At 58.3% G+C, this 10,282-nt stretch carries 9 protein-coding genes; 2 read left to right on the top strand and 7 right to left on the bottom strand.

Annotation, left to right across the window (positions count from 1 at the left end; genetic code table 11):
- Positions 1–286: 286 nt before the first annotated feature.
- Positions 287–976, bottom strand: coding sequence for a hypothetical protein (locus tag ACOQPU_RS00080; protein ID WP_420640443.1), 690 nt, complete (start codon positions 974–976; stop codon positions 287–289).
- A gap of 194 nt (positions 977–1,170) precedes the next feature.
- On the opposite strand from ACOQPU_RS00080, the gene ACOQPU_RS00085 reads away from it, so the two are divergent.
- Positions 1,171–1,944: an SOS response-associated peptidase family protein gene (locus ACOQPU_RS00085; protein WP_420640444.1), complete on the top strand. Its 774-nt coding sequence runs from the start codon at positions 1,171–1,173 to the stop codon at positions 1,942–1,944.
- On the opposite strand, the gene ACOQPU_RS00090 is transcribed toward ACOQPU_RS00085, so the two are convergent.
- Complete coding sequence (locus ACOQPU_RS00090) at positions 1,945–2,580, bottom strand: hypothetical protein (protein ID WP_420640445.1); 636 nt, start codon at positions 2,578–2,580, stop codon at positions 1,945–1,947.
- A gap of 356 nt (positions 2,581–2,936) precedes the next feature.
- Here ACOQPU_RS00090 and ACOQPU_RS00095 point away from each other — a divergent pair, with 356 nt between their 5' ends.
- Positions 2,937–3,998, top strand: a complete 1,062-nt coding sequence (locus tag ACOQPU_RS00095) for a hypothetical protein (protein ID WP_420640446.1) — start codon at positions 2,937–2,939, stop codon at positions 3,996–3,998.
- Here ACOQPU_RS00095 and ACOQPU_RS00100 read toward each other — a convergent pair.
- The 5 genes from ACOQPU_RS00100 to ACOQPU_RS00120 form a co-directional block, all read right to left on the bottom strand.
- Complete coding sequence (locus tag ACOQPU_RS00100) at positions 3,966–6,002, bottom strand: amidohydrolase family protein (protein WP_420640447.1); 2,037 nt, start codon at positions 6,000–6,002, stop codon at positions 3,966–3,968. The two genes, ACOQPU_RS00095 and ACOQPU_RS00100, sit on opposite strands and share 33 nt — an antisense overlap.
- Complete coding sequence (locus ACOQPU_RS00105) at positions 5,999–7,138, bottom strand: aminotransferase class I/II-fold pyridoxal phosphate-dependent enzyme (RefSeq protein WP_420640448.1); 1,140 nt, start codon at positions 7,136–7,138, stop codon at positions 5,999–6,001. The genes ACOQPU_RS00100 and ACOQPU_RS00105 overlap by 4 nt, the downstream gene beginning before the upstream one ends.
- 188 nt (positions 7,139–7,326) lie before the next feature.
- Positions 7,327–7,839: a FecR family protein gene (locus ACOQPU_RS00110; protein WP_420640449.1), complete on the bottom strand. Its 513-nt coding sequence runs from the start codon at positions 7,837–7,839 to the stop codon at positions 7,327–7,329.
- Between the two features lie 124 nt (positions 7,840–7,963).
- Positions 7,964–9,904, bottom strand: a complete 1,941-nt coding sequence (locus ACOQPU_RS00115; protein WP_420640450.1) for a CHASE2 domain-containing protein — start codon at positions 9,902–9,904, stop codon at positions 7,964–7,966.
- 46 nt (positions 9,905–9,950) lie between these two features.
- Complete coding sequence (locus tag ACOQPU_RS00120) at positions 9,951–10,178, bottom strand: CHASE2 domain-containing protein (RefSeq protein ID WP_420640451.1); 228 nt, start codon at positions 10,176–10,178, stop codon at positions 9,951–9,953.
- Positions 10,179–10,282: the final 104 nt, after the last annotated feature.

Raw genomic sequence — 10,282 nt, forward strand, 5'->3', positions numbered from 1 at the left:
TAAAGCTCGAATGCTGCCCGTTCGAAGCACTCCTCCTCGGCGCCCTGCCAGTAGGGACTGAGGAGAATTCTGGACCATCTTGCACAAGGGTGCTTTCGGCTTGACCGGGCAGTCCCGATACGCAGCATTTCCAGGGCATCGACTATTGCGGGATGCCGGCCCAGCCTGTCTCCATAAGGCAGATGATATGAATTCGTCGGGCCAGCATCGGCGCCCATTGACCGGGGATCGGCGAAAACCCGGTCAAATGCGGACTTTGCGGTGTCCGAATGGCGGTCCAGCCCGTTCACGACCACGGCAACCCGCCGGCGCCCTGATCCAGCACATCGTGCGCCCATTCCGCCGCAGCCGACAGTTCCTGATCCAGTGTCGGAAAGCTGATGAGGCTGCAGCCTGTAGCCACCCCGGAATTCGTCTGTTGGTCGATGACCTCCACACCGGCAGCGCGAAGCGCTTCGAACAAATCGGCTTCCGCCGCCGTGATTTCGTGAAATCCATCAAGAATGATCTTTCGGGAAAGACGGGTTGACAGTTTGTCGGAGCTCTGTAGGCGTGTGGTCAATTTGAAGATCAATCGCTCGGGAGTCGTCAGACCCATGAGCTCCAGCCGGGCATGCACGCGCTGTATGGCGGAGAAGTATGCTTCGTCCAGCCACGGTGGTCGTGGATCGTTCCACCACTGACCGATGAGTCGATCGGCTTCGCGCGCCTGATGCGCCGCCAGCAGACGCTCCGTCCGCGCGTAGAGTCCATGGACGGTTCCGAGCGCATCGGCCCACAGATCCTGCAGCCTGTAGGGGTCGACCACGCAAGGCGCAGGCCTTCCCTGAAGCAGTTCCATGGTGGTGAAAGTTTCCTCGACCCAGCGACTCAGGATCATGACTTCAGGCTTTACGCGCACACCGCCGTCAGGCCGATCCCTCAGCGCATCGGCCAGGTGGCCTTCCAAACGCCTGGCATTGGGTACCAGCGTCAACGGCTGCCCGGCAGGGTTAGTACAAAGTCGGCTGTCGATGGTTTTACCCCTTCAATCCCGCGGTCAGGAGGACCTTCCGGATTTCGGCCCGGAATCGAAATGTTCATGCCAGTCTAGCAAAGCTCCGCCAGTATCCCCCACCCCATTCTCAGCAGGCGAGAATGACGAACGATTCGTGCTGTTAAAATCAGCCGATGTGCGGAAAAACGGCCGTCTACGACCTGCCCTGGCGAATCGTGTTCGAGTATGCCTCGGCGCTTACCCCTCCTGCGGCTTTCCCGCCGGACGAAGCCAGCAGGGTCAACGTTTCGCCGTCGCGGCTGCGGCGCAAGTCGGAGCCGGATTCAATGGTCTGGGAAACCCTGCCGGTGATCGTTCGAGATGGAAATATTGACACGCCGCAATCGGCGATCTGGCCGTTTATCCCGGTATATTCCGAAGGCAGGCTGCCCATGAACAAGGCCGGCAAATTGATATCGACGGCAAATGCCCGCCTGAGGGAGGAAGGGGAACCGTTTGCCCCCACATTCATGGGCTCCTGGCGTGCCGGCCTCCGTGTCGTCGTCGCCGTCTCCTGGTTTTACGAATTCGACAGCCGGGTGCGACCGCAAATCCCTTACGCGGTGTTCCCCACAGATGCGCCCTGCTGGCTGATGGCGGGCCTCGCCCGACGCACCCGAATGCCCGACGGGTCAAAACAGTGGACGGTGGCGGTTATTACCGTCAACCCGAATGAGGTACTCAGGTCCGTGGGCCATCATCGCAGTCCTGCCTTGCTGCGGGATGGCGACGAAGCCCACAGCTGGCTTCACGGTGAACCGGATGAGGCGCGGGCGCTTTTGCGCCCGCATGAAAACGAGGTTATGGGCGTCGAAGCCATGCCGATGAATATCAAGATACCCGGCAATCAGGAGATCGACTTACCGGAAGTCCTGCGCCGCCGTAGCGCCGCCGGCGCCAGGCCTTAACTACCAACCCCAGGGGGTCTTTACATTGGTCACCTTGAGTCGGGCGTTTTCGGATCGGGGCCCACCCCTTTGTGCCGCCGTTGACCGGGATCTGCCAAATCCGGGTCGCAATTGCGATGGACCGGGGGCGGACGCCCGACGACCGTCGGTATCGTCTTCCGACGCGTAGTGGACCTCACGCATGGCCAGTGACTCGTCCCTGAAACCGTAACGATCTTCAACCATGCGTTTCAAACTGTCCTGGCACTTCTTGCGATAGCCCCGGTCACTGACCAACTGTTTTTCCCTGCGCATGCTGTGCGCAAGTGAATGAATAATCTGCCCGATATCGGGGGACCTCCTGCCACCCCAACCCCACGGCATGGGGATATCGCGATCGGCAAGCTTGCCAATATTGCGGGTCGGTTCGATGAATTGCTTCGTGCTGCCGGCTCTTGAAAACGCTCCAGTTGCCGTCGCCTGATCCCCATCGCGGGTTCCGCGCAATGCATCCATTCTGGACTGCCGCTTCGCACGAACGCGGGCCATCCGCTTTCTCCGGCTCCAGGCGGAATGCGGCTTGGTCATTGCCCAGGCGATGATCAATGCGATCAAGCCTAGACCCAATATCGCGGTGATGACATACGAAATGTACACCTCAACGCCCCCCAACAAGGTTCGCGTATCATTCCGGTTGAATGAGCGAACCGAAGCGTCAACCGGCCGGCGAGCCAGGCTGGCGCCAAACCCAGACGTTCCATTCCATGTGATCCCTGTCAGCAATCCCGGCAGCATGCCCTGCCAGCCGGGGCGGGTTGTGGAAACCCGTATGCACCTTGGTCCGGTGCGTATTTCACATCTAAACACAATGTACTATTCGCGGCATGTATCGAAAGTCATGGTTTGACCGGGATTTTATATAATATTCTACTTTAAAATATTTCCATATATATCTGTTTGTAAAGTTTTATATTGATGTAGAAATTAATCGACTTCAAGTGCAATATGGACGAATGCTTACACGTCTCACCATCGGCCTGTTATTAACGATTCCATTACTTTGCCTGCCGAAGGACGCTTGCAGCGGTGAAGTGGCGGACCGATACCTCGCCATGGCGATGCAGGGAAACCTGTCGAACGCCAGGTCCCTGTTTGCTACGGCCGGACACCTTGACCTTGTGGATCGGCAGCTGTTCGAAAACTTCGAACGTCGTTTTCCCACCGGGTCCGATGACGTTGAACCCTCGCGCCACCGGTCGGGCGATACCCCCTTCGAGGACGAAATGATCCGACTGTATGAGCACTATTGGCGCCGCAGCCTGCTTGGCCAATGGAACCCGGACACTGGAGATCAATGGCTCAGGCAAAGGGTATCGGGCCTCGTTGCCCGGCGCTATCCCCACATACCCATCACGGGGCACCAGGACATTCTGGGCCTTGCTGCGTCAAAACTGTCTGATTCCGGCCTCTACGCCAGTGTTACACGGACAGGAGCATTGCAGGACCTGCTGGTCTGGCGGACGGAGGAACGAAAGGAGTTCTCCGTGGAATTGACGGACGGCGGCATGGCATTGACCACCGTCATGATCGATGACCTCGAAAGTCAGGGATGGCGGGACTTCGCCACATTCGGTGCGGCACCGACAGCCGGCTGGGCGGACCGGGATACGGTTTATTGCATTTGCTGGTCCTACCAAACCGGATCGGAGCGATTTCGCGTCAGCTTTCTAAAGCACGAAGCCCGCCATGTGCGGGACTACAGCCTGTACCCGGATCTCAGCGCCGTTAAATTGGAATTCCGCGCGAAACTGACTGAACTGGCATATGCCCAATCCACCATGCCCAATCTGATCGCGGGCTTTCGAAGCAATGCGGCGGACGACGTCGATTCACCGCATAGTCGGGCCAACCTGCAGGTCATGCAGGCGCTGGCGCTGGAGTTGAATCTGCCCTTGCAGGCGAGGGCGCAGGAGCTCGACCCCTGGCCCGTCGTTCGCCACTATGACATCAATAGCGCTGCCAGGAGAATTCTTCAGCGTGACTCACAACAGCTTATGGACAACGTGCGCCCGTAGTTCGAGCCACCCTGCCCAAACCGCAAACAGCATCGAGACGACCAGACCCGCACACAGCACCAGCCAGTTCTGAACCACCGATGTCGCCAGGCTGACCTCGGACGCCCACCACCAGCGTGTCAACACGAAGCCCAGCGCGGCAGCCACCGCATGACTGGTCACTTGCATCAGCGTCACTCGCGCGAACACTCGTCGTGATTTTTCCCCTTCTCCCGAATCATGGGCATCGACGATTCCAGGCATCAGGAACAGGGTCGCGAATGGGAGCCAGAACACCATGACCAGCCCCATCACGAATGCGCCGAGGCTTTTCAGGCCGATGAGCACGGACAGGATGGTGAGTCCGGCCGAGGTCCGCCCTTCATCAATGGCCCGACGATACGCCTTCAATGGCGCCGACGTTTCCATGGCTTCGATCTTACGGTCGTAAATCTGTTGGGCGAGCCGGCGCGTAAACGCAAAACCGGGACCGAATCTCCAGCCGACCCATACCGCCAGCAGACAAGCCAGTTCGAGCCACAAGAGCACCTCGAGAAACTGTTGCCGAAAATGGGTCGCCACCAGTTTCGAGTCATCAATATCGGTGGCGAGTATGGCGCGCTCCAGCACTTGCCCACCCTTGATCACATGGGTGATGCGCTGCACATTTCGAATGGTCTCAAGCGGATCGGCATCGAGCGCGACGATGTCAGCCAGTTTTCCGGGCTCGATCGAACCCAATTGCGCCGATACACCCATCACATCCGCCGCATTGATGGTCGCAGCCTGAAGCAATGCGCCGGGCGGCAGACCCACATCCTCGAGCATTTGCAATTCAACATGCATGGCCACTCCGTGTGGCGTACCGATGTGGCTGGCATCGGAACCGATGATGAACCGGGCTCCGGCATCGTGCAGGCGGCGCACGCTGTCAGCCACCGCGTCCCTGGCATTCCCCAAAGCGAACTTCAGACCCAGATTGGCCACCAGCATCGTGGCGCTGCTCCGAAATCCACTGGCGTAATCGGCGTAATCTTCGTAGACCTCCGGGTCTCCGCAGGAGCGCTCGATGTCATTCAGGACCAGCCGTTCCGACAGCACGTCCATCATCCTCGGAAACACGGAAATGGTCGGTGCAATGACGATGTCGCGCTCGATAATGTCATCAATAAAGCCATCGCTGACGGGTTGATCAAACGGCAGGTGCGCGAACACGTCCATGCCGGTGTCGATCAGCGCTTCCGCCTCTTCCCGCATCATGATGTGGGTCAGGACGGGCATTCCCAGCTCGTGCGCCTCGGCCGTGGCAGCTGCCAGAACCGGAGCAAACTCGGCTGGCGTAAATGTGGTGGTGGAACCCAACGAGGCGCCGATGAATCCCAGCTTGATGGCGTCGGCCCCCAAAGCGGCAAAATGCCGCACCTTTGCGCGAATTTCCTCTTCGGTATCTGCGGCGAACACGGCGTCGGCGCCATCGAAAATCCACTCGAATCCACTGTTGCCGATGGGCCCGCCCGCAATGAGGATTCGGGGGGCGATGTCGAGCGTCCGGGCCAATTCACGGGCGCCGAATTCGATGTGTTCCGGTCCGCCGAGTGACACGACCGTGGTGACGCCGCTGCACAGGTATCGGCTCAGGGTAAATGCCGTACGCTGCTTGAGCCAGGCGACATCCTCCTCTTCTGAAAGCCCCGGATCGAGGGAGCGCATCATCGCGTCCATGGCCATCTTGCCACTTTCCATGAAATGAACATGGGTATCGATCATGCCGGGAATCAGCCACTTGCCCGAGAAATCGATTACCCGTGCCTCGGTGGGAACCGTCACACTGGCGGCATCACCCACGGCCACCACTTGCCCATCGACGATCACGATCACGGTTCCCGGAAGGTTTTCGCCCTGATTGACGTCTACCAGGGTGCCTCCTACCAGTGCTGTCGTCTCGGCCGCGACCGGACTGCACGCGAAGAACAGGATCAACAGCCAGCCGAGCAGTGACAAACGCAGCATCTGTTTCGCCCTCATTGCAGGACGCCTCGAGGATCGTCTTGGAGCCACTGCTCGAATCGCTTCAGACCCTCGCCGAACATATCCCGTCCGAATCCGAATCGCACGTGTTGATCGTCGCTGCCCAGGGTTGCGGCCGGGTGAATGAGAACACCCGCATCCTCAGCCACCATCGGCACCAGCGCGGAAACGGAGGGAACGTTGAACCCAACCAACGCCGTGGAACCGGCGACAGGTCGCCGCCAATCGAACAGGTGGGGCCATCGCTCGAAAAAGGCGTCTGCCAATTCGAGATTGGCCGTTATCCGCCGGATATTCCTGTCTCGCAGTGTATCGAGAACCTCCAGCGCCGTGAGAGCAAGGAACTCGGTTGGGGCTGGAGGGCAGATGCTGGTGTAGAACTTCCAGTTGATCAGTGACGCGCGCAGTTGCTCGTCCCGAACCACGAGCCAGCCGCACCGAAGTCCCGGCAGACCGTGGGTCTTCGACAGTCCCGAAAGCACCACGGCACGCTCGCTCAGATCCGCCGCAGAAGGAACGGGCTCAACACCAGGCTGCACGAGCCCGAAGTACATTTCATCGTAAAAGAGGTAGATTCCACGTTCTTCGATGATCTGGACCAGATCTGCCTGGAATTGTCGCGTGGGCAGAAAACCGGTCGGGTTGTGCGGAAAATTGACCACGACCAGCCTTGTTCGGGGAGTCAACAACGCCCTCAGGGCATCCAGACTTAACGTCCACTGCCCGTCCGTGGGCGAGAAATGCCATCGCTTGACGTTGGACGCACCCACGATATGTTCGAAGAGGTTGATCAACGCGTCGTAGGCCGGCGTCAGCACCACCACTTCGTCACCGGGTTGAAGCATGGCCTGGGCGGCGATGTAGATGCCTTCGATGGGCGAACCGAGTACCACCACATCATCCGGAACGACGCCCGCGGCGTGCGTCCGCGCGATGGCGGATCGTAATTCGGGATTGCCTTGCGATTCGGTATAACCCAGGTGCAATGCCCCCAGGCCTTCCAGTGACTTGCCCGCCAGATCGAGCAAAGCCCTGACGGTCATGGTTTCACAGTCAGAACTGCACAACAGATAGGGGGTGTTGAACTCGTACCGGGCAAAGAAATGCTCGGTTTCAAAGGCCTGGATTTGCATGGCGCGGGCGAACTCCCGATAAAGACGATCTTCGGGAACGCATTATCGCAGATCGTCACGGCAAAAATGTTCGACCTGGATGACTGAAGCATCCAGCACCCAAAACATGCTGGCTGTTACGAAAGTATCACGCAAGACAAAGCCTGACCTGAAATCTCAGGCCAGGCAGTCAGTCGGCAATCGCTGGCTTACAAGCCTTCCGGCAAACCGGATTCGCTTTCAGCGTTTTCGTCGCACACTTCATCACCGCACAACATGACGGCGAATTCCGTGCCACGAACGCCCATCAGCGCCACCGGGGTTCGGACCTTGTAGCTCTCGGGATTGGATTTGGCCATGGCACCGGTGATGATGCGAAGACCGCCTTCCACAAGATTCAGCGTACCTTCATCGTCTTCGTTGTTGTTGTAGACATATTCTTCAACAACAACCGATGAATTCGGCCGAACGGTAACTTTGGCGCCATCAATGAACTGAAGAACGGCAAAGCTCTTGTCCCCTGTCGTAATCCTGTCGTCGACATAAATCTGGTCGCCCTGGCTCAGGGTTCTGACCTGGCCGCCACCAAATGCCGAAACGGCTCCACGAGAAGCCACGACGATTCCGCTGCTTTCAGCGGCAAATACCTGAACCGAAGACAACGCCACCGCCAACGCGATAGCAGCCAGTCCAAGCTTTTTCCCCATTTTTACGATGAACATTGAAGAGTTCCCTCCTGTTTCGCGTACTCAGTATACACCTCGTACCGCAAAAAATTAAATAAACGCATCGATAGACGCACCCGATTACCGTCCGAACGGTTTACACGGACGTCACCGAAGGGCTTTATTTGGCCAAGTGGGTGAATACACCATCCCAGTCATCGCCCGGCGGGTTGTCATGGAAATGCTGGGTGCGCTCGTAATAGAGCTTCGACAACACCGAAAACCGGTCGTGTTCGTGAAATTTCTCGAACATGGACGCAGCGTCTTTCCAGTTCTGCTCCCGGTACAGTTTCACCACGTTACGAAATTCCATGCACCGGTCCAGATGCTCCTGGTCGAGTTCCTCGTGCAGGCCTATCGCTTCGAAAATGGTGACCGGTTCGACTTTGCCCTTGACGCGAACCTTGTCCAGTTCGTGATAGAAGAATTCGGGTGCCTTTGCGGCCGTTTCCTCGCTGACGATGATGCCCACACCATAAACCTTCGTCAGGCCTTCCAGCCGCGAGCCGAGGTTCACCGAATCACCCAGCACGGTATATGCACGGCGGAATTCCGAACCCATGTTTCCGACACTCATGAATCCGGTATTGATCCCGACACCGATATGGATTTCCGGGAAATTCTCCTCGCGGAACCGTTTGTTCATAGCGGTTAACGCTTCGAGCATATGAAGCCCGGCCAGGACCGCATGATAGGCATGCCGGTCGTCTTCGATGGGCGCACCCCAGAACGCCATGATGGCATCGCCGATGTACTTGTCGATCGTGCCCCTGGCTTCGTGGACGACTTTCGTCATCGGCGTCAGGTACTGGTTCATCAGCTCTGACAGCTCCACGGGTTCCAGACCTTCCGAGAGGGACGTAAATCCTCGAATGTCACTGAACAGCACCGACATCTCGCGCTTTTCACTGGCCAGGGAATAGTGCTGGGGATCATGGGCCATTTCGCGGACCAGATCCGGCGGCACATACTGCCCGAAAAGACTGTTCATCTGGGAGCGAGTGCGCGACTCGAATACATAGCCGAAAACCATGTTGATCAGGAAGATGCCGAACAGCGTGGCGATGGTGGCGGCAAGGGGCAGGACGTGGCGCTCAACCTCCCACAGGTAGAAGTTGAATGCCAGGGCGGCCGCCATCAGTCCGAAGACCGATACGGTCGACCAGATTGGTGACAGCAACGGCAGGCACAGGCCAGCGATCAGGCCGAATACCACCACCGCCAGCAACTCGGCGGCACGCGTGTATGCCGGCTGCCAACGGAAATTGTTGTCGAGGATTCCCGCAATGACATTGGCGTGAACCTCTACCCCCGGATAGATCGATCCGAAAGGTGTCGATCGTAAATCTCCCATACCCGGGGCCGTCGCGCCGACAAGTACGATGGCATCCCTGAGCACCTCTGCGTCCTCGAGCGTCCCCTCGATCACGGCGTTGGCCGAGACATAGGGAAAACTGCCGGCGGGTCCGCGGTACGGCACGAGCACGGCCCCCTGGGAGTCAATCGGAATGTGGTTTCCCGCCAGCTCGAGGCCCTCCAGCGGCGGATAACCACTTTCGATGGCGGAAGTCTCGACAAAGACGGGCAAGGTGATGTCATTGAAATAGGTCGCCCCGACAGCCAGTGCGAGGGACTCGTAGGCATTGAGCTCGAATTCATGCAGTAACGGGGCCCGACGGACGATGCCGTCGGTGTCGATCAACGGGTTGCTCACGAAGCCTCCGCTGTAAGCACTCTGCATGAGTACCGGCAGGGGTGCCTGATAGCCGTGGGCGCTGGGCAGGTACACAGAGTCGGCCATCGATTCGCTGAAGGTAAACGCCTCAAAAGGCAGCTCACCGGCCTGGAAACTCTTCTCTTCGTTGGTATCGAAGTAATACCCGAGTATGACCGGCCCTTCGGCCAGCGCATCGGCGAAGATGCGGTCACGATCCAGTTGTGGGGCAAGTTCTTCCAGGCGCCTTCTGAAGGCCTCGTCACTGTCTCCGCTTGCAAGCGCGTTCAGCATGGAAATGTCAGCGCTTTCATCGCGTTCGGCGAAGACGACGTCAAACCCGACCACGGCTGCACCATATTGAAAAGTATTACTGACGAGCCGCGCCAGCTTGTCACGGGGTAAACGGCCAGTGGCCCTGGGTTTCCAGCGTTTCCTCGTCGATGGCCAAAATGACGATGCGCGGGTCCTCACCACGCGGCGCGGTCAGCCGGATTCGGGAGTCGTAGAGCGTGTTTTCCAGGTCATCCATGTACGGGATCACGAAGTAATCCAGCACATGGGCGACCAGCAATCCGGTCAGGATTATCGCCATCAACGCGCGCGTCAGGTAACGCTTCAAGAATTCTTCCCCTTATCTACGAGACCTGAATTCTACAACACAGACTGCTTGAGTCTCAGAAATCGATGGTGTTTTTGGGCGTGTACTGTTCTGCTTCCTCGGGT

This window comes from Candidatus Leptofilum sp. (genome assembly GCF_965223285.1).
Lineage (GTDB): Bacteria > Chloroflexota > Anaerolineae > Promineifilales > Promineifilaceae > Leptofilum.

What these genes read in the sequence shown, in the direction of transcription:
- ACOQPU_RS00095 (WP_420640446.1), top strand. Translation starts at nt 2,937, where the DNA reads ATGCTTACACGTCTCACCATCGGCCTGTTATTAACGATTCCATTACTT.
- ACOQPU_RS00085 (WP_420640444.1), top strand. Translation starts at nt 1,171, where the DNA reads ATGTGCGGAAAAACGGCCGTCTACGACCTGCCCTGGCGAATCGTGTTC.
- ACOQPU_RS00105 (WP_420640448.1), bottom strand. Translation starts at nt 7,138, where the DNA reads ATGCAAATCCAGGCCTTTGAAACCGAGCATTTCTTTGCCCGGTACGAG.
- ACOQPU_RS00110 (WP_420640449.1), bottom strand. Translation starts at nt 7,839, where the DNA reads ATGTTCATCGTAAAAATGGGGAAAAAGCTTGGACTGGCTGCTATCGCG.
- ACOQPU_RS00100 (WP_420640447.1), bottom strand. Translation starts at nt 6,002, where the DNA reads ATGAGGGCGAAACAGATGCTGCGTTTGTCACTGCTCGGCTGGCTGTTG.